The following is an 18,198-nucleotide window of genomic DNA, read 5'->3' as shown; positions in this document are numbered from 1 at the left end:
CGGGTCCTCGCGTCAAGCGCGAGGATGACGGCGGAGTGGGGTAGGCGTGCAACCATCTCAATCATGTGCAGAATCAGTAGTCCTCATCCTGAGGTGCCCGCGATAGCGGGCCTCGAACGGCGAGGACGTGGCACGGCGAGTGCGATATAAGGGGCAAGCGCCCTCAGTTGGAAGGGCTCGTTAGGAGGGGTATTTGGCGAAAGCCGAGGTCGTAGGCGATTGCCTCAAATCTAAGCCCGCTTCCGCTCGCTCCGGCTGCGATAATTCGCCATCACCCGCTCGATTACCTTGATCGCATTGCCGGTGCCGTCCTCGGCGCGCAGTTCGGCACCCAGCTTTTCGGCGTTCCGGGCATAATCCGCATTGGTATTGAGGTCGTGCAGGGCATCCGCAAGAAGCGCGGGGGTCAGCTTGCGGCGGCGCACGGGCTTGGGCCCGCAGCCGAGTTCATAAACCCGGCGGCCCCAATAAGGCTGATCCACCATTTGCGGCACCACGAATGTCGGGCGTCCCAGATGCAGCCCCGCCGCTGTCGTGCCGGCGCCGCCATGATGCACCACGCCCTTGACGTATTTGAACAACTGATCGTGCGGCGCCCGGTCGATCACATAGACATGCTCGGGCGAAAGCTCGTCCGGCTTGATCCCGCCCCAGCCACGCCCGACAACCACCCGGCCACCCCAAAGCGCAACGGCTTCGCGCAAAATATCGGTGTTCCGGTCGGCCCCGAAGGGCATCGAGCCGAACCCCACATAGATCGGCTTTTCGCCCTTGGCGAGAAACGCCTTGAACTCTTCGGACGGCTCCCACCCGGTATTGTCGGGCAGCATCCAGTAGCCCGTCACAACCGACGTCTTGGGCCAGTCGCGCGGGCGCGGGGAGACGAGCTCGGAATAGGCGTTGAGCGTCCACAGCGGCGTACCGTCGGTGTCCTTGAAGAACCCGCCATTCTTGCGCGGTTCGAGTCCCATCAGCTCGCGCCGCAGCTTGTTGCGCGGCAGGTTGTAGTAGATCTGCTGCACCGTCATCGTCGAATAGGTGAGCTTGTTGATCGTCCGTCCGAACGACGGGCCATAATAGATGCACAGCGGGAATTCGCTGGTCGAATTGAGCGGCTGCAGCGCCGCAACGATCGAGGGGATATCCAGCGCTTCGGCGATGTCGATCGTGAAGCTCGTATTCATGTTGAGGATGATGCAGTCCGCGCCCTGGCACATGTCCCAGGCTTCGCGCGCCGCGCGGTCGACGATTCGCTGGCCTTGCCGCAAGAGCCCCGGCGCATTGACGAGAAGGCTCTTGTTCATGGCCTTGTCAAACTGCGCCTGCTTGACGAATTCCTGCATTGAGGAGCCGAGGCTCCAGAATTCGATGCCATAGCCCGTGATCATCGCCTCGAAATCGTCCGTGGTTCCTAAAACCACGGAATATCCGCGCTCCCTGAGCGCGCGTGCGAGTGCAACATAGGGCTGAATGTCACCTTGCGTGCCCAGCGTGGCCATCGCAATGCGCTTTGTCATCGATACCTCACATCACCGGTCCATGCGCGGCGGATTCGCTTTGTCGCTCTGGAGCGTGTTCAGAAAAAGTGGTTACCACTTTTTCGGTTCGAACACGCGACCCAAAAAACCGTACGCATAGAGGGCCATTTACATTGCCGTAGCGCGGAAGTAAGACGGCCCCTCGCACTTGTTTCATTTACACAATCCCTTGATGAGGGCAAGTCAGATGCATACGCCAAAGAAAGCTGCGCTGCTCGGTGCTTCCGGTTACACCGGAGCCGATCTGCTGCGCCTTGGCGTCCGTCATCCTGGCCTTGAATTCGTTGCGCTTACGGCCAACACGCACGCGGGAAAACCCATGGCGGCCGTCTTTCCGCACCTGGCCAATGCCGGGCTTCCAGACCTTGTCGCCAATGAGGACGTGGATTTCTCCGGCATCGATGTGGTGTTCTGTGGCCTCCCGCATGGCACCTCTCAGGCGCTCGTATCGTCCATCATAGCGCAAAACGACGCCATCCGTATCATTGATATGGGGGCTGACTTCCGGTTTCGCAATCCTGCCGAATATACAACGGTTTACGGCGCTGAACACGTGGCGCCCGACCTGCAGAAGGTCACGGCCTACGGGCTCACCGAGCATAACCGCGACGCGATTCGGTCCGCCCGCATCGTCGCGTGCCCAGGCTGCTACCCCACGGCGGCGCTCCTTTCGCTGCTTCCGCTCGTCAAGTCGGGCGCGGTCTTGACCGAGGATATGATCATCGACGCCAAATCCGGCGTCACGGGTGCGGGCAGGGGATTGAAGCAGAACACGCTGATGGCCGAGGCTGGCGAAAGCCTGACGCCGTATGGCGTCGGCACGCACCGTCATGCGCCCGAGATCGAGCAGGAAATCGGTCTTGCTGCGGGTACAAAGGTCGCCGTCAACTTCACGCCGCACCTCATCCCCATGAGCCGTGGGGAGTTGATCACGGCCCACGTCAAGCTCGGCACCGCCAAAAATGCAGACGCGCTCCGCGACGGGCTGCGCGAGGCCTATGCCGGTGAGCCCTTCATTCGCGTCGCCGATAAGGGTGTCATTCCCTCGACCGGTCATGTGCGCGGCTCGAACTTTGTCGTGATCAACGTTTTCGACGACCGCATTCCCGGCCGCGCCATCGTCATCGGTGCTTTGGACAACCTCGTGAAGGGCAGCGCCGGTCAGGCCTTGCAGAACTTCAACGTCGCCTTTGGCTACGACGAGGCAACCGCTATCGAGGCTCTGCCGCTTTTCCCATAACGGGAAATAGGGGCAGGGCCGGTAAAGACCACGGCGCGCCGGCGCCCGACCTTCGGCGCATTGCTCCGTTTAGACTTTCGATACCATAATGAACCCACAATGCCCTTTATGCGCGGCCACCACACTTGTGCCGCAGCTGGGGGCTAGGAACGGGCCATTGTTGGCCCAATGAGGATAGTATGAGCGAAGAATTTCATCGCATCCGCCGCCTGCCGCCCTATGTGTTCGAGCACATCAACCCGATCAAGGCCAAGGCGCGCGCCGACGGGGTCGACATCATCGACCTCGGGATGGGCAATCCCGACCTGCCCACCCCCGAGCACATCGTCGAAAAGCTCAAGGAAACGGTCAAGAACCCGCGCACCCACCGCTATTCGACCTCCCGCGGCATTCCCGGGCTGAGGAAAGCCCAAGCCTCCTATTACGGCCGCCGCTTCGGCGTAAAGCTCAATCCCGACACCCAGGTCGTCGCCACCCTCGGGTCCAAGGAAGGCTTCGCCAATATGGCGCAGGCCATCACCGCGCCGGGCGACGTGGTGCTGGTCCCCAATCCGACCTATCCGATCCATTCCTTCGGCTTCATCATGTCCGGCGGCGTCGTGCGCTCCATGCCCGCCGATCCCAACGAGGATTTCCTGCGCTCGCTCGATAGAGCCGTGCGCCATTCGATCCCCAAGCCGATCGCGCTCATCCTCAACTACCCGGCCAACCCCACGGCCTATGTCGCGAGCCTCGACTTCTACAAGGAGGTCGTGGACTACTGCCGCGCCAACGACATCTTCATCCTCTCCGATCTGGCCTATGCCGAGATCTATTTCGAGGACGAGCCGCCCCATTCGATCTTCGAAGTGCCCGGCGCCATGGACATCGCCGTCGAATTCACCTCGATGTCGAAAACCTTCTCCATGCCCGGCTGGCGCATGGGCTTCGCCGTCGGCAATGAACGCCTGATCGCCGCGCTTGCGCGGGTAAAGTCGTATCTCGACTACGGCGCCTTCACCCCGATCCAGGTCGCCGCCGCAGCAGCCCTCAACGGCGACGACAGCTGCATCGAGGAAGTCCGCAATATCTACAAGCACCGCCGCGACGTGATGGTCGAAAGCTTCGCCCGCGCCGGCTGGCACATTCCGTCCCCGGCGGCCACCATGTTCGCCTGGGCGCCCATCCCCGATCAGTTCGCGCATCTTGGCTCGCTCGAATTCGCCAAGCTCCTCATCAAGGAGACCGGCGTCGCCGTCGCTCCGGGTGTCGGCTTCGGCGAATATGGCGATCACTACGTCCGCCTGGCCTTCGTCGAGAACGAACAGCGCATCCGTCAGGCGGCCCGCGCGATCAAGAAGTTCATGGCCGGCGGCGCCAGCCACGGCAACGTCGTTTCGTTCCAGAGCAAATAGGGGCAGCCCTATAGGATGGCGACGATGCTCATCGTGGGCCCCACGATGGTTCCATTGTCGCCATCGCCGGCGGTTTGAAAAGCACCTCAAGGGTTGACCAATAGGCTAAATCCTATAGTGGTGCACGCACACTGAAAAAGCCTTGCGTGCACCATGAACGATCTTGCCAGTTTCAAGCAGTCCGTCGAAGCCTTCATCGCCAATTATGGCTGGACACCCACCCGGTTCGGGCGTGAAATCGCCGGCGATCCGCTCTTTGTCTTCGATCTTCGCGAGGGCCGGGAGCCGCGCACTGACACGCGCCAGCGCATCGCTAGGGCCATGAAGGAATTCGCCGCAAACGCCCAGGATACCTCGCGTCCCATCCGCATCGGCATCGCCGGGCTCGGCACCGTCGGCGCCGCGCTGATCCGCATCCTCGAAGAGGATGGCGCCGCGATTGCCAAGAAACTCGGCCGTCCATTGATCGTTTCAGCGGTCTCCGCCCGCTCGCGCTCGCGCGATCGCGGCATCGATATCTCCAATATCGACTGGTACGACGACCCTGTCGCACTCGCAAAGTCCGAAGATATCGACCTTTTCGTCGAACTGATCGGTGGCGAGGACGGCCCCGCCTACGCCGCGATCACCGCCGCCCTCGAGCGCGGCTGCCCGGTCGTCACGGCCAACAAGGCGCTCCTTGCCCGGCACGGCGTAGCGCTCGCCCACATGGCCGAAAAGCACGAAGCCCAACTTGGCTTTGAGGCCGCGGTTGCTGGGGGGATCCCGGTCATCAAGACCTTGCGCGAGGGCCTGGGTTCCGCCGCGATCACGCGCGTCTACGGCATTATGAACGGCACGTGCAACTATATCCTCACCCGCATGGGCAATGAGGGTATCGACTTCGAGTCCTGCCTGAAGGACGCGCAGGAGTTGGGCTACGCCGAGGCCGATCCAACCTTTGACATCGAGGGCTTCGATACCGCCCACAAGCTGGCGATCCTCACAACCCTCTGTTTTGAAACCGAAATCGCCGCAGATCAGGTCTTCGTAGAAGGTATATCCCGCATCACCCAGGCCGATATCAAGGTCGCCGCCGACCTCGGCTACAAGATCAAGCTTTTGGGTATGGCCCGCCAGACGCCCGACGGCATCGAGCAGCGTGTCCACCCCACGCTGGTACCGGCCAAAAGCTCGATTGCGGGTGTGGATGGTGTGCTCAACGCCATCGCGCTCGAAACCAATCATGTCCAGGAACTGCTCCTTGCAGGCCCCGGCGCGGGTGGACAGGCGACTGCCGCATCGGTTCTCAGCGATATCCTCGACATCGCCCGTGGCACGCGTGTACCGCCGCTCGGTGTCCCTTCGGCGGAGCTCGCCAAATGCGAGCGCGCACCGATGCGCGTGCACGAGGGCGGATACTATATTAGGCTCAACGCCAAAGACGTGCCCGGCGCCCTCGCGGCGATCGCGACACGCATGGGAGAGAGCAACATTTCGCTTGAAAGTGTTATCCAGCGTCCGGATTTGCACGCTACAGAACCTGGCGTCGAGCCCGAATCGAGCCGGACCGTAGTGTTGATCACGCATGAGACGATTGAAAGTGCCGTGCGGGATGCCCTGGCGCGGATCGACAAGGATGGATTTATCGTGGGTCAGCCGCAGCTCATCCGCATCGAGGAGTTCTAATGCCGAAATCCAAAACTCAAGCGCCTGAAACCGAAATCGTCGATCGCAATCTGACGCTCGAGATCGCCCGGATCACCGAGCGCGCCGCAATCGCGGCCGCCGGCTGGCGCGGTAAGGGCGATGAGATGCGCGCTGACCAGGCTGCCGTCGAAGCCATGCACGAAGCGCTCAGCAGGATCGCTTTCAAGGGCAGGATCGTCATTGGCGAGGTGCGGGGTTCGGAAAAGCTGGGGCTCGATGAGGCGGTTGGAACGGGCAAGGGCTTGGAAATCGACGTCGCTGTCGACCCGCTCGAAGGCGTAACCGGCTGCGCCAAGGATCTGCCCGATGCGCTCAGCGTGCTCGCTTTCGCCGAGCGTGGTGGCCTTCTGCATATGCCCGACGCCTATATGGAAAAACTTGCCATCGGCCCAGGTTACCCCGAAGGCGTCGTGGATCTGGACAACTCTCCGCGTGAGAACATAGAGGCCTTGGCCAAGGCCAAAGGCGTACCGATGACGGACATCGTCGCTTGCGTCCTCGACCGTCCGCGCCATGCGAACCTTCTGGCCGAACTGCGCGAGATAGGCGTCGCGGTCAAACTCTTGCCGGATGGCGATATTGCTGCGGTCATCCACGCAGCCAACAGCGACGATACGGGGATCGACATCTATATGGGCTCCGGCGGCGCACCTGAAGGCGTTCTCGCCGCCGTCGCAATGCGCTGCATCGGTGGTCAGATGCAAGGTCGGCTGATCCTGGATTCGCCGGCCAAGCGCGAACAGGCGGAAAAGATCGGCATCACGGACCCGAAAGCGAAGTTCTCGGCTGAAGATATGGCACATGGTGACGTTCTGTTCGCCGCCACCGGCGTCACCAAGGGCAGCCTCCTAAACGGCGTTAAAATTCTGCCGCGCAAGATCGTGACGTCCAGTGTCGTCATGCGCTCATGGTCCAAGACAACTCGCTGGATTACCGCCGAACACCAGCGGTAGGCGGGCCGCCGACTACTATAGCTCGTAGTCCAGAACCTCGGCAGCAGCCCGCTCGGCCCGGTCGCCCGCCGCTTCGATCTCGGCCTCGCTCTGGCCGAGGGACCGTGCGGCCTGCTCGGCTGCAGCGCGCGCATTGGCGACGGCATTGGCCTTTTCAGTATCGGTCATGTTCTCGTCGCGGATTTCTTCCACACTTTGGACAATTGAGTCGATTTGCTCATCAAGTGCGCCCTGCATCGAGTCCATCTGCTCTGTGATTGACTCCATCGCGCTTTCGCTCGCATCCCGCGTCCGGCTCGCCGCATCCTCGGTTTGCTGCAAGATCGTCTCGAAGGTTTCGGCAGCCTCCTGCTCGATCTCCTGCACACTCTCTCCGATGTCCTGCGAGGGTTCGAGTTCGGTAGCGGAAGTCTCCCGTTGTGCATCGGATTCGATCGGCGGCGGACCAGCATCGGGATCGGGTATTTCAGGTGCATCGGTTGGGTTCTCGCACCCGGCGAGGGCGATGAGAGAAATTGCGGCTATGGGAAAAAGGAATTTGGCATTCATAATCAATTTAGTCCCCTGGCAATCGGGTAATGGCTTGCGTTGTCGGTTTGCGAGCAAGCCATCACCACGATAGGAGTAGGCGTACCTTTATGTACCCTGATCGGTCTACTTCCATATGAAACCTGAAATCGAGCCCTTTCTGAACGTTGCCCGATCGGTCACCGGGCGCGCCTGGATTGACCGTCTCGACCCGGCGGCGGTGCGTATGGCCGCGGCAATCGGCCAGCAAACGGAGTTGAGCGAAATCCTCGCTCGCATCGTTGCCAGCAGAGGTATAACGGTAGAATCCGCTCAAAGTTTCATCGCGCCCACGCTGCGCGACCTCATGCCCGATCCTGCAACGCTCGCCGATATGGAAAAGCTAGCAGAGCGGCTTGCCGATGCCATCGATGCGGGAGAAAAGATCGCACTTTTCGGCGATTATGACGTCGATGGAGCCAGTTCGGTGGCGCTGATGCTACGCTATCTGCGCGCCTTCGGCCTATCGCCGCTCGTTCACATCCCGGACCGGATTTTTGAAGGTTATGGCCCCAACGACGCAGCGATGGAGAATCTCGTGGCGCATGGCGCCCGCCTGATCATAACTCTCGATTGCGGCACAACCAGCCACGGGCCGATCGCCCATGCCAAAGCCAGGGACGCCGACGTCCTGGTTGTCGACCACCACCTCGCGGCCGATCATCTGCCACCTGCCGATGCCTTGGTCAATCCAAACAGACCTGACGACATTTCTGGCCTAGGCTATCTTTGCGCTGCTGGTGTCACGTTCATGGTACTCGTCGCGACCAACCGCATTCTGCGCCATCGTGGTCGCGCGGATCTCCCTGATCTTATGGCGTTTCTCGATCTCGTCGCCCTTGCAACGGTGTGCGACGTGGTTCCGCTGACCGGGCTTAACCGCGCCTTCGTCACGCGCGGGCTCGAGGTCCTGCGCCAGGGCGCCAACCCCGGCCTGCGTAGCCTTGCTATTGCGGCGCGCGTCAACGGTCCGGTCGGATGTTATCATCTGGGCTATCTGCTTGGCCCGCGCATCAACGCTGGCGGACGCATCGGCGATGCAGGGCTCGGTGCTCGCCTTCTCTCGAGCGATGACGAACATGAAGCCCTGACCATCGCCGCGCGATTGGACGAGCTCAACGCCGAACGCCAACGTATCGAGGTCGAAGCCGTCGAGCAGGCCTTCGCAACGGCTGAAATGGAGATTGGCGATGGCGAGGGGCCGCCAGTCCTTGTTACGGCATCTCCTGAATGGCACCAGGGCATCGTGGGGCTGGTTGCCGCGAGGCTCCGTGAACGTTTCGACCGCCCCGCCTTTGCCATCGCTCTTGGCCGCGATGGGAGCGGTACGGGCTCCGGCCGTTCCATGCCGCGTGTCGACCTGGGCGCTGCGGTCATTGCGGCCGTCGATGCCGGGATCATTCGTAAGGGTGGAGGCCACGCCATGGCGGCCGGCATCACCGTTGATGCGGGTCAGCTGGGGCCGTTCCGCAGCTTTATGAACGAGATGCTGGCAGAAGATGTCGTAGCCGCCCGAAAACGCAACGAGATCAAGATTGACGCAGCACTGACGGCCCGCGGCGCAACGACCGATTTCGTCCACGACGTCGAGCGCGCCGGCCCCTTCGGCGCCGGAAACGCCAATCCGGTTTTTGCCTTTCCGTCTCATCAGATCCGGTTTCCCGAAGTCGTGGGGGCAGGGGGGCACGTCCGATTCTCCGCGAATTCGGGTGATGGAGCCCGGCTCAAGGCCATCGCCTTCCGGGCAGCAGGCACGCCGTTGGGCGAAGCGCTGCTCAAGGCGAAGGACGGACAGGGCCTACACCTGTGCGGTACACTCAATATCGACCACTACCAGGGTCGCGAGACCGTACAGTTGCGTGTAATCGACGCCGCGATTCCCGGCGCCTCGGGCTGACTTAGCCTTTCGGCAGCAATCGGCGCATAAGAGCAAAAAAAATCGGGTATGGTAGCATCCGCACGAGCTTGAGCGTCAGAACGAACCGCAGCGGAAAGGCGATTTCGAAACGCCGGGAATGCAAAAGCCCATCGGCAATGCGTCGCCCTGCCTCATCCGCCTCCATCAGAAACGGCATCGGGAATGCGTTCCGCGCCGTAAACTCCGTCCTGACAAAGCCCGGTGAGATCAGCCTCACGGCAATATCGTCCCGTGCAAGTTCGGTCTTCATCGTCTGTGCCAGCGCAATAAGGGCTGCCTTGCCTGCGCTATAGGCCGCCGACCGCGGCAACCCGAAATAGCCCGCAACCGAAGCGACTATGGCAATTTCCCCGCCACCCTGGGCGCGCATTTGCGTCACCACAGGGTCGATGACGCGCATCGCGCCCAAAAGATTGGTATCGATAACCATTTCGAACGTTGCGTGGTCATAGACCGCCGTCTTGGTCACCGCTTTGGTTGCGACGGAAAACACCATAAGGTCGATTCGGCCAAGATCGGCCACGATCTGCCGTGTGACTGTAGCCGCCGCCGCTGCATCGGTAACGTCGAGCGGGTAAGGCCGCGCCCCATAACTATGGGCCAAATCCCGTAACGGTTCCATGCGCCGTCCCGAAATAGCGACGGTCCAACCCCGGTCGATGAGTTCTTTGGCGAGGGCCGCGCCGATGCCCGTGCCGCCGCCCAGGATCCATGCTATTTTAGCCATGCGATATGCTCGTAATGCGTAGACACACATAGTCTTCTGCACTCTCGTCGGGGCAGTGGACCCGATGTGGACCGGCTACCGCGATGTGAGCGGTTTGGATCGGGAACCTGCAAACCGTTGGCAGAGTTGCACCGGCAAGTCTTTAAGACGCGAAGGGGATCGACGGAAATGGACTCGCGCACCGCCATTCCAGAGAACGTGATCGTGGTACGGCTAGAAGGCAAGCTTGAGGCCAGTGAGGTCGAGCGGCTCACCTCCCAGGCCGATGCCATGCTCGCGCGCTTCGAGGAGGTCGGCGTCCTGGTCGACGCGAGCGACCTCAAAGGCGTTAGTGCAGACGCCCTGGCACGCGACATCACCTGGGAGATCAAACACATCGGTGACTGGGAGCGGTTCAGCAAGCTCGCGCTGATCGCCGAGAATGGCTTTCTCACGGCGGTTGCCAAAGCTATGGGTGCTCTCATGCCGCAGGTCGAGGTCCGCGCTTTCACACCGTCCGAGCGCGCCGCCGCTCTCGATTTCGTTTCAAGCGTACAGATCAAACCGCTCCAGCCCTAGATTTCGGCAAATTTGTCAAGGATTCGTACCCAGGAGCGGATACCGCGGTGATAGCTCTCGAGATTGTATTTCTCGTTCGGCGAATGGATGCGGTCATCGGTCTGGGCGAACCCGATCAAGAGCGAATCCATCCCCAACTTACGCTTGAAGTCCCCCACAATGGGGATCGAGCCGCCTGACCCGGCAATCGCCGCCTCGCGGTTCCATTCGTCCGTGAGCGCCGCAAGTGCCTTGGTGAGGAACGCACCATCCGCCGGGATCGTCGTCGCCGGCGAAGCGCCGTGCGACGCGAACGTCACCGAGCAGTCCGACGGCACCCGGGCTCTGACGTGCGCCCGGAAGGCTTCGCGGATTTTCTCTGGGTCCTGATTGCCGACAAGGCGGAACGAAATTTTCGCGCTCGCTTTGGATGGAATCACGGTCTTGAACCCATCTCCGGTATATCCGCCCGTAATCCCGTTGATCTCGCAGGTTGGTCGCGAGGTGATCTGTTCGAGCACGGAGCGCCCTCTCTCCCCGGCCGGCATACTGAGTCCCACATCGCTGAGGTAGGCCGCACCATCGAAGGGCAGACGCTGCCATTGTTCGGCGACATGCGCCGGCAACTCGGTCACGTCGTCATAGAACCCTGCAACTGCCACCGAGCCATCGGGATTGCGCAATGAAGCGACGATGTCGCTTAGGACCTGGATCGGATTGCGCGCCGCGCCGCCATACATCCCCGAGTGCAGGTCCCGGTTTGCAGCCGTGATTTCCACTTCTTCGCCTACGAGCCCTCGCAGCATAGTAATGATCGAAGGCGTCTCGGTGTCCCACATATCGGTGTCGCACACCAGCGCGATATCGGCTTTAAGCTCGTCAGCCGTTGCATCGAGGAACGGCCCGAGCGAAGCCGATCCTGCTTCTTCCTCCCCTTCGAAAAGCACGGTCACGTTGACGGGCAGGCTGCCTCGCACCGCCTTATAGGCCCGGCATGCCTCGATAAAGGTCATAAGCTGTCCCTTATCGTCCGACGCGCCACGTGCGAAGATCGCATTGCGTCCATTCTCTTCGCGAATCTTCGGGTCGAACGGCTCATTCTCCCAGAGCGAAAGCGGATCGACCGGCTGCACGTCATAGTGCCCATAAAACAGGACTGACGGCGCATCCTTGCCCTTCTGGTGCCCAACAACCATCGGATGCCCCTCGGTCGCCCGGACGTCTGCATCGAAGCCAAGCTCGTCGAGCTCCCGTGCCAGCCAGTCGGCGGCCTTTCGGCATTCCCCGGCATAAGCCGGTTCGGTCGAAATCGAAGCGATGCGTAAAAGCGCGAAAAGCCGCTCGACGCTTGCATCGATCTGGTCATCGACATGAGCAAGCACCGCGTCGAGCGAAGAGGTAGGGTCGGCCATGGCTATGAATTTCCGTTCAGAACAAGCGATCGGTCATGGCAGACTATCACGCAAGATCGTCACGGCGATATACGGTACGGAAAATTCACTTGGGAAGAAAATGGCGCGCCCTAGGGGAATCGAACCCCTGTTTCCGCCGTGAGAGGGCGGCGTCCTGACCGCTAGACGAAGGGCGCGGATCATATGGTTCGGGCGAAGCCCGATATATTCGGCAAGTGTTACAACCCTTGCCGTTGATTGGCAATCGAAGAACGGATTTGCCGGAGAAAATCGCTGGCGCGCCCTACGGGACTCGAACCCGTGTTTCCGCCGTGAAAGGGCGGCGTCCTAGACCGCTAGACGAAGGGCGCTAACGATGAGCGGCTGTATAGAGGGGGCTTTACGGATGCGCAATACCCCAAATTCAAAATCGTCTCTTTTTAACAGCCACTAAAGGTAACCGGCGTCGAACGCCCCTTGCGGTCGCGAACATCGATGTGGACGAAACGCTGCCCGGGATAACAGCCGAGTCCGCCCGTTAGCGAATTGCGAAAAGCATAGGCGATGAGTCGTTCTTTCTCGACGCCGGGAATGTAGATGTCTGCCGCCATGCATTTGGTGTGATAGGAGGAACTCGCGCCCCCCACCGACGCGTTGTGCCAAGGCGTCCGGTAGCCCGAGTTCATAACGATCTTTTTGCCGAAATGCCCTTCGATGTCCCAGATCAAGAGACGCAGCGCGGGCGAAAGACAGAAGGCGTTGACGTTGTCGTGGGAGACGTAGGTTCCCCAATCCGTATCTAAGCCGCGATAACCCAGCCCGCTGCCTGAGGCGAACATGGCCATGGGCACACATGCGCCCAAAAGACCGAGCATAACGATGAGACTGGCAAGAAAGCGCATAGAAACCGGCGTCCCGGGCCTCGGTGGAGGATGTCCAAACAATGCGCATAAAAATACCGGCGGTTACCTAACCGCCGGTCAACCAATGTGGTTAAGAGCACCTTAAGTGCTTTTACCAGGTGCCGGTATTTTCCATGGACACCCAAGGCTCTGCCGGAGGAAGCCTGTCGCCTTCCTGTAACAGCTCGACCGAAATCCCGTCTGGCGACTTGACGAACGCCATGTGCCCGTCACGCGGTGGCCTGTGGATGGTGTAGCCCATATCCGCAAGATGCTGGCAGAGCTTGTAAATATCTTCGACCCGGTAGGCGAGATGGCCGAAATTGCGTCCACCGGTATAGGTTTCCGGATCCCAGTTATAGGTTAGTTCAACCTGTGCTTCCTCCTGGCCTGGGGCGTTGAGGAAGATCAGCGTGAACCGCCCTTTTTCGTTGTCGATCCGTCGGGATTCGACCAGCCCCAAGCCCTCGCAATAAAAGCGCAGGCTCTCTTCGATGTCGGTCACGCGGACCATTGTGTGCAGATATTTCACGGCAGTGTGCCTCCGATTGGAGATCAAGATCGGCTGTCCGCTCGAGCCTGTCTACAAGTGTTAACAGGCCCCATGTCGCAGATGCGATGCCTTTCTAACAGAGGGATACCGCTCGCGCCAATTGCAGGGGTCGCTCAAAGAGTGGTTAATGAATGGAAACAAAATTATGAATGGTCCTTAACTTTTTCCATTGAATCGGCCAAAGTGCCACTGGTTAGTTGTTTGTAAGTACCCGCGTTGCGGGGCCGGAAGTGGCAGAGGCGTGGACGATGGGGGTAAAGGACGCATCCAGCACGGGGCAGGGGCGAGTCGATTCGCACCGTGAGGACGGTACCGAGCACAACACGGAACGGTCTCACGCGGGCGCCGAGCTGGACGTTATCGAGGTTGCCGGCACCATCAAATGGTTCGATGCCGGTAAAGGATTTGGTTTTATCATTCCCGATCAGGGTGGCGCTGACGTCCTGTTGCACGTGACATGTCTGCGTCGCGACGGCTATCAGACTGCGTATGAAGGCGCCCGCATCGTGGTCGAAGCTCTCAACCGGCCTGGCGGGTTGCAGGCTTTCCGCATTGTATCCATGGACGAATCGACCGCGCGTCACCCCGCGCAGATGCCGGCGGCACGGACTCACGTCCATGTCGAGCCGACCTCCAAGCTTGAGCGGCTGGAAGTCAAATGGTTCAACCGCGTCCGTGGCTTCGGCTTTCTGAGCGCCGGAGAAGGGCATCCAGATATCTTCATTCACATGGAGACGTTGCGCCGGTTCGGCTTTACCGAATTGCGGCCCGGTCAGATGGTCCTCGCGCGCTATGGCGATGGCCCCAAAGGCCTCATGGTCGCCGAAATCCGCCCCGACGGTTGGGGCGAAGGGCCGTCGTCTCACTAACGTTTGCTTGTTTGAGTCGGAAGGCGTGGCAGTGCAGTGCCGAATGCCCTATATGCCGAGAGAGTAATGACCACGGCCATGTCAGTCCCGAGCCGCCGTAAGATTTTCGCGTTCGTTGTGGCAGCGCTCATTGTAGCGGCCGGTATCGGCTGGATCGTGACGCAAACCTCCGCGCAAGCCTCCGAAGATACCGTGCTCATTCATACCGGCGAAGCCACGCACGCTTTCAAGGTCGAAGTCGTCGACACGGATGCCGCACGGGCACGGGGGTTGATGTTCCGGCAGGAACTCGCGCCGAACGCGGGTATGCTCTTTGATTTCCTTGCCGAACGCCCCGCATCGTTCTGGATGGAAAATACGTTCATCCCGCTCGATATGATCTTCGCCCGCGCTAATGGCGAGATCGTGCGCGTGCATGCTAATGCCATCCCGCACGACCGGACACCGATTCCCTCTGGAGAGCCGGTTCGGTTCGTTCTCGAAATACCCGGCGGTCGCGCCGCCGAGCTGGGGATCGAAGCAGGGGATACCCTCGAGCATCCCCGCGCTACTGCTGAGTAGTGTTTACCGGACCACAAGGACCGGCATCGTAGTTGACGCGAGCACTTCGCTCGTCTGACTGCCGAGCAGCATTTTGCGGATACCCCGGCGCCCGTGGGACGACATCACGATAAGGTCGCACCCCATATCCTGAGCGGTCTCGACGATCGCATCGGCGGGATAGCGGTTCTGTATATGCTTGGTTTCGTATGGAACCCCCGCGTCCTTGGCCGCGACAGCCGCGTCTTTAAGGATTTGCTCGACTGAGGCATTCATCGCCGCTTCGTAGTCGGCGATCGTTGCCGGCGAAGCGGCGGCGATCATCCCTGAAGACCAGACATCGGTAATGCTGACAATTAATGCTTTTGCGCCCACGGCCTTGGCGAGGGACAAGCCTTGCTGAAGCCCCTTATCGGCGAGTTCGGAGCCATCTGTCGCAATAAGTATATGCTTATACATTCGATACTCTCCCCGTTGTCAGGCAAATGCTAATCGCTGACATCCCGTTGCATATTGACCGAAATCAAATGGGAGCATCACTCGATAGGGGGCTTGGTTCCCCGCAACTTTTTGATGACGCCGCGCCGGGTTTTGGCATCGGTTCTTTTCCGTTTGGCGGAAAGTGACGGGCGCGTAGGGACGCGTTTTTTCGGTGGAGTGGCCGCACGACGCAAAAGGGTAATGAGTCGATCTACGGCGTCTTCGCGATTGCGCTCTTGCGTACGATGGGTCGACGCGGTGATGACGATTTCGCCCTGCGTCGTCAGTCGCGCGCCGGCGATCTTGGCTGCGCGCGCCTTGACAGCTTGGGGCAGGGCGGGGGAACCGGAAAGGTCGAACCGCAACTGCGCTGCCGTAGCAACCTTGTTGACGTTTTGCCCGCCGGGCCCCGATGCGCGAACAAAAGTAAAGCTGAGTTCAGACGGATCAAGCCAAAGTGTATCGGTAATGCGGTAGCGTCCGGTCATCCCGCCGGCTCCGGTGTGTGAGACTGGCGACCCCGGCAGGATTCGAACCTGCGACCAATAGCTTAGAAGGCTACTGCTCTATCCAGCTGAGCTACGGGGCCATCGCGGGTCATCTAACCCAATTTGCCAGCTTTGTCAGGATAGGACCTGTCAACACTTATGGATAGGGGGTTGATTTTGCATAAATCGTTCAATGCCAAACGTTTCGAGCAGGGCGGGGCTATCGCCCGTGCTGTTCGAAACGCGCCGGCAGTGGGCGATTTATGCAAAACCCTCCGGGCGGGTTATAGTTCGGCCCCTTGTCGCGAAAAATCCCGCTTGTGGACATTGGTCCACGGCACGTGATTTTCCACGAAAGGTTCTCGGACTATGACCCGTCAAACCCCTATTCATAATCGATGCTAGGTCCTGAGTTTGCCGACAACGGCCAAATGCCTGCTTGACTTTGCGCCGGATCGCGCCGATATGAACGCAGCTGCCGCATGGCCGCCGCGTGAGCGGCCCGCACCGGCGACCGGTATTCGGTCTGCTCTGTACGATACTTCAGGTGTTCCGGCGCTCATTTCCAATAGTTCCCACATCACGCGGGGTTCTGACGCTTCTGACGCTTGGCTAGGCAATAAGGCCTCTGAGCGCGTTCAGAATCGAAAACCGCAACATAGGTCCGATACGCTCGATGCGTTTCGGATCCCATGTCTGTTTGTCTCGGGCGCGCGCAAAGCCGCGCCTGAAAAAAGGTAGTCCATTTGACTCAATTTCTTCCCCTCGGCCTCAATCCGGCCCTCGTCAAAGCGCTCGATTCACTCGGCTTTGACACCCCAACGCCGATCCAGGCCCAGGCTATCCCCCAAGTGCTCGCCGGCCGCGATATCATGGGCCTCGCCCAAACCGGCACCGGCAAGACCGCCGCGTTCGGCCTCCCGCTCGTCCATCACCTCATGGCCATCCCGGGCAAGCCTGCGCCCAAGACCATCAAGTCGCTCATACTGGCGCCAACCCGCGAACTGGTGAACCAGATCGCCGTCAACCTTCGCGGCTTTACAAAGAGCACGCCTATCAAGGTCAATTGTGTGGTCGGCGGCATGTCTATCCAGGCTCAGGTCAAGGCGCTTGCCCATGGCAGCGACATTCTCGTAGCCACTCCGGGGCGCCTGCTCGATCTCGTCAAGCGCCAGGCCGTTCGGCTGGACTCTGCAAAATTCCTTGTCCTCGACGAAGCCGACCAGATGCTTGACCTGGGCTTCATCCACGCCCTCCGCGAAATTGCGCGTCTCGTCGGCGAACCGCGCCAAACCCTGCTTTTTTCGGCGACCATGCCCAGGCAAATGGCTGAAATCGCTTCCACCTATCTCACCAATCCGGTGCGGATCGAGGTTGCCACGCCGGGCAAAGCCGCGGACAAGATCAGCCAGTCGGTCCACTACATCGATGCAAAGACGAAACCGGAGCTGCTTGCCTCGCTGATCGGTGATGCATCCGATTCGCTCTCGCTCGTCTTCACACGGACGAAGCATGGTGCCGAAAAGCTCGCGAAATTCCTTCAGGGTGCGGGATTCGCCGTCGGCTCTATCCACGGCAACAAGAGCCAGAGCCAGCGCGAGCGTACACTCAAGGCCTTCCGCAACGGCACCATCCGCGTCCTCGTGGCAACCGACGTTGCCGCGCGTGGCATCGATATCCCTGGTGTCAGCCATGTCTACAACTTCGAACTGCCCGAGGTTGCCGAGAATTACGTGCACCGTATTGGCCGTACCGCCCGCGCTGGCGCCGAGGGTGAAGCCGTTGCGCTGTGTGCACCTGCTGAATTTGCGCTATTGCGCGCGGTTGAAAAACTGATGGGCATAACTGTCGACACTGCCAGCGGTGAACGCCCGGAACATGCGCCGCGCTTCGAACGTCCGGGCGGCAAGAAACAGGGGCCGCGCGGCAAAGCCGGGCAGGGCAAGTCTGCCAAGGCCAAGCGCGTCGATACGCAGAAAGCCACGCCTGTGCGTGCTAAAAAAAGTCGGGGCAAGCGCGCGCGCTACGCCGCATAGAGCGCGCCGCTTTTCAGTTCGGACGCGCGATAAGATAAAGAATTTGAGTGTGTCGCACCGAATGCAACTCGGTGCGACATGCGCTCACCGTCTTCTTCACGGCGATTGCCGACGACAAAGGACGCGCCTCGGTCTGGGGCGCGTCTTTTTTATTTGAGCTGTGGGTAATGTCATCTAAGCTCGGTTTATGGCGTGTTTGAGAGTGCGCTGCGGGCAGGGACTGAGCGTCATCTACGACTTTTGTCGCATTGGCCCTTGACAGCAATTGCACAAACGCGGGAAGGTGATGAAATCGATTGCACCAAGCGATAGTGCTGAGATGTAATCGATTACATTTTGTTGCTGGAGGAGAGTGCGTAAGTATAGCGCAACCGGC

General features: G+C 60.3%; 17 protein-coding genes and 3 tRNA genes. 9 read left to right on the top strand and 11 right to left on the bottom strand.

The window, feature by feature from the left end; all coding sequences use genetic code 11:
- Positions 1–230 precede the first annotated feature (230 nt).
- Entirely contained in the window at positions 231–1,517 is a 1,287-nt protein-coding gene (locus LG281_RS03290) for a glycosyltransferase (protein ID WP_404404326.1), read from the bottom strand.
- A 208-nt stretch (positions 1,518–1,725) separates the two neighbouring features.
- Here LG281_RS03290 and argC point away from each other — a divergent pair, with 208 nt between their 5' ends.
- The 4 genes from argC (at position 1,726) to glpX (ending at position 6,814) form a co-directional block, all read left to right on the top strand.
- The gene (gene argC, locus LG281_RS03285; protein WP_404404324.1) at positions 1,726–2,778 is read left to right on the top strand and encodes an N-acetyl-gamma-glutamyl-phosphate reductase; all 1,053 of its coding nucleotides are present in this window, start codon (positions 1,726–1,728) and stop codon (positions 2,776–2,778) included.
- A 179-nt stretch (positions 2,779–2,957) separates the two neighbouring features.
- Positions 2,958–4,172 carry an LL-diaminopimelate aminotransferase gene (locus LG281_RS03280; protein WP_404404322.1) on the top strand — a complete coding sequence of 405 codons (1,215 nt, stop codon included), beginning with the start codon at positions 2,958–2,960 and terminating at the stop codon, positions 4,170–4,172.
- 321 nt (positions 4,173–4,493) lie between these two features.
- Positions 4,494–5,840 (top strand): homoserine dehydrogenase, encoded by a 1,347-nt coding sequence (locus tag LG281_RS03275; protein WP_404406605.1) that lies wholly within the window; start codon positions 4,494–4,496, stop codon positions 5,838–5,840.
- On the top strand, positions 5,840–6,814 hold the full coding sequence (glpX, locus tag LG281_RS03270) for a class II fructose-bisphosphatase (RefSeq protein ID WP_404404321.1): 975 nt from the start codon (positions 5,840–5,842) through the stop codon (positions 6,812–6,814). The genes LG281_RS03275 and glpX overlap by 1 nt, the downstream gene beginning before the upstream one ends.
- Before the next feature lie 15 nt (positions 6,815–6,829).
- On the opposite strand, the gene LG281_RS03265 is transcribed toward glpX, so the two are convergent.
- Positions 6,830–7,363: a hypothetical protein gene (locus LG281_RS03265; RefSeq protein ID WP_404404319.1), complete on the bottom strand. Its 534-nt coding sequence runs from the start codon at positions 7,361–7,363 to the stop codon at positions 6,830–6,832.
- 115 nt (positions 7,364–7,478) lie between these two features.
- Here LG281_RS03265 and recJ point away from each other — a divergent pair, with 115 nt between their 5' ends.
- A complete protein-coding gene (gene recJ, locus LG281_RS03260) occupies positions 7,479–9,278 on the top strand; it encodes a single-stranded-DNA-specific exonuclease RecJ (RefSeq protein WP_404404317.1) in 1,800 nt (599 codons plus the stop codon).
- Between the two features lies 1 nt (position 9,279).
- Here the strand turns inward: recJ and LG281_RS03255 are convergent, their stop codons facing one another.
- Positions 9,280–10,026 carry an SDR family NAD(P)-dependent oxidoreductase gene (locus LG281_RS03255; RefSeq protein ID WP_404404315.1) on the bottom strand — a complete coding sequence of 249 codons (747 nt, stop codon included), beginning with the start codon at positions 10,024–10,026 and terminating at the stop codon, positions 9,280–9,282.
- 168 nt (positions 10,027–10,194) lie between these two features.
- On the opposite strand from LG281_RS03255, the gene LG281_RS03250 reads away from it, so the two are divergent.
- Positions 10,195–10,584 (top strand): STAS/SEC14 domain-containing protein, encoded by a 390-nt coding sequence (locus LG281_RS03250; protein WP_404404313.1) that lies wholly within the window; start codon positions 10,195–10,197, stop codon positions 10,582–10,584.
- Here LG281_RS03250 and LG281_RS03245 read toward each other — a convergent pair.
- The 5 genes from LG281_RS03245 to LG281_RS03225 form a co-directional block, all read right to left on the bottom strand.
- Positions 10,581–11,975 carry a dipeptidase gene (locus tag LG281_RS03245; protein WP_404404311.1) on the bottom strand — a complete coding sequence of 465 codons (1,395 nt, stop codon included), beginning with the start codon at positions 11,973–11,975 and terminating at the stop codon, positions 10,581–10,583. The two genes, LG281_RS03250 and LG281_RS03245, sit on opposite strands and share 4 nt — an antisense overlap.
- A gap of 101 nt (positions 11,976–12,076) precedes the next feature.
- A tRNA-Glu gene (locus LG281_RS03240) sits at positions 12,077–12,151 on the bottom strand.
- Positions 12,152–12,249: 98 nt separating this feature from the next.
- Positions 12,250–12,325 (bottom strand) — tRNA-Glu (locus LG281_RS03235).
- A gap of 69 nt (positions 12,326–12,394) precedes the next feature.
- Positions 12,395–12,856, bottom strand: a complete 462-nt coding sequence (locus tag LG281_RS03230; protein WP_404404309.1) for a YcbK family protein — start codon at positions 12,854–12,856, stop codon at positions 12,395–12,397.
- A gap of 112 nt (positions 12,857–12,968) precedes the next feature.
- Entirely contained in the window at positions 12,969–13,388 is a 420-nt protein-coding gene (locus LG281_RS03225; protein WP_404404307.1) for a VOC family protein, read from the bottom strand.
- A gap of 269 nt (positions 13,389–13,657) precedes the next feature.
- Here LG281_RS03225 and LG281_RS03220 point away from each other — a divergent pair, with 269 nt between their 5' ends.
- On the top strand, positions 13,658–14,278 hold the full coding sequence (locus LG281_RS03220; RefSeq protein WP_404404305.1) for a cold-shock protein: 621 nt from the start codon (positions 13,658–13,660) through the stop codon (positions 14,276–14,278).
- A gap of 66 nt (positions 14,279–14,344) precedes the next feature.
- Complete coding sequence (locus tag LG281_RS03215) at positions 14,345–14,839, top strand: DUF192 domain-containing protein (protein ID WP_404404302.1); 495 nt, start codon at positions 14,345–14,347, stop codon at positions 14,837–14,839.
- 3 nt (positions 14,840–14,842) lie between these two features.
- On the opposite strand, the gene LG281_RS03210 is transcribed toward LG281_RS03215, so the two are convergent.
- From LG281_RS03210 to LG281_RS03200, 3 genes are all read right to left on the bottom strand, one after another.
- On the bottom strand, positions 14,843–15,277 hold the full coding sequence (locus tag LG281_RS03210) for a universal stress protein (RefSeq protein WP_404404300.1): 435 nt from the start codon (positions 15,275–15,277) through the stop codon (positions 14,843–14,845).
- Positions 15,278–15,354: 77 nt separating this feature from the next.
- A complete protein-coding gene (arfB, locus tag LG281_RS03205; protein ID WP_404404298.1) occupies positions 15,355–15,786 on the bottom strand; it encodes an alternative ribosome rescue aminoacyl-tRNA hydrolase ArfB in 432 nt (143 codons plus the stop codon).
- 24 nt (positions 15,787–15,810) lie between these two features.
- Positions 15,811–15,887, bottom strand: a tRNA-Arg gene (locus tag LG281_RS03200).
- Positions 15,888–16,532: 645 nt separating this feature from the next.
- Between LG281_RS03200 and LG281_RS03195 the strand changes: the two genes are divergently transcribed.
- Positions 16,533–17,822, top strand: a complete 1,290-nt coding sequence (locus LG281_RS03195; RefSeq protein ID WP_404404296.1) for a DEAD/DEAH box helicase — start codon at positions 16,533–16,535, stop codon at positions 17,820–17,822.
- Positions 17,823–18,198 lie beyond the last annotated feature (376 nt).

The organism is Pelagibacterium halotolerans (genome assembly GCF_044811015.1).
GTDB lineage: Bacteria > Pseudomonadota > Alphaproteobacteria > Rhizobiales > Devosiaceae > Pelagibacterium > Pelagibacterium halotolerans_A.
Note: the sequence above shows the minus strand (reverse complement) of the source record. Positions and strands in the feature narration are given on the sequence as shown.

Excerpts from the sequence above, each read along its gene's own strand:
- LG281_RS03290 (WP_404404326.1), bottom strand. The coding sequence starts at position 1,517 with ATGACAAAGCGCATTGCGATGGCCACGCTGGGCACGCAAGGTGACATT.
- argC (WP_404404324.1), top strand. The coding sequence starts at position 1,726 with ATGCATACGCCAAAGAAAGCTGCGCTGCTCGGTGCTTCCGGTTACACC.
- LG281_RS03280 (WP_404404322.1), top strand. The coding sequence starts at position 2,958 with ATGAGCGAAGAATTTCATCGCATCCGCCGCCTGCCGCCCTATGTGTTC.
- LG281_RS03275 (WP_404406605.1), top strand. The coding sequence starts at position 4,494 with ATGAAGGAATTCGCCGCAAACGCCCAGGATACCTCGCGTCCCATCCGC.
- glpX (WP_404404321.1), top strand. The coding sequence starts at position 5,840 with ATGCCGAAATCCAAAACTCAAGCGCCTGAAACCGAAATCGTCGATCGC.
- LG281_RS03265 (WP_404404319.1), bottom strand. The coding sequence starts at position 7,363 with ATGAATGCCAAATTCCTTTTTCCCATAGCCGCAATTTCTCTCATCGCC.
- recJ (WP_404404317.1), top strand. The coding sequence starts at position 7,479 with ATGAAACCTGAAATCGAGCCCTTTCTGAACGTTGCCCGATCGGTCACC.
- LG281_RS03255 (WP_404404315.1), bottom strand. The coding sequence starts at position 10,026 with ATGGCTAAAATAGCATGGATCCTGGGCGGCGGCACGGGCATCGGCGCG.
- LG281_RS03250 (WP_404404313.1), top strand. The coding sequence starts at position 10,195 with ATGGACTCGCGCACCGCCATTCCAGAGAACGTGATCGTGGTACGGCTA.
- LG281_RS03245 (WP_404404311.1), bottom strand. The coding sequence starts at position 11,975 with ATGGCCGACCCTACCTCTTCGCTCGACGCGGTGCTTGCTCATGTCGAT.
- LG281_RS03230 (WP_404404309.1), bottom strand. The coding sequence starts at position 12,856 with ATGCGCTTTCTTGCCAGTCTCATCGTTATGCTCGGTCTTTTGGGCGCA.
- LG281_RS03220 (WP_404404305.1), top strand. The coding sequence starts at position 13,658 with ATGGGGGTAAAGGACGCATCCAGCACGGGGCAGGGGCGAGTCGATTCG.
- LG281_RS03215 (WP_404404302.1), top strand. The coding sequence starts at position 14,345 with ATGACCACGGCCATGTCAGTCCCGAGCCGCCGTAAGATTTTCGCGTTC.
- LG281_RS03210 (WP_404404300.1), bottom strand. The coding sequence starts at position 15,277 with ATGTATAAGCATATACTTATTGCGACAGATGGCTCCGAACTCGCCGAT.
- arfB (WP_404404298.1), bottom strand. The coding sequence starts at position 15,786 with ATGACCGGACGCTACCGCATTACCGATACACTTTGGCTTGATCCGTCT.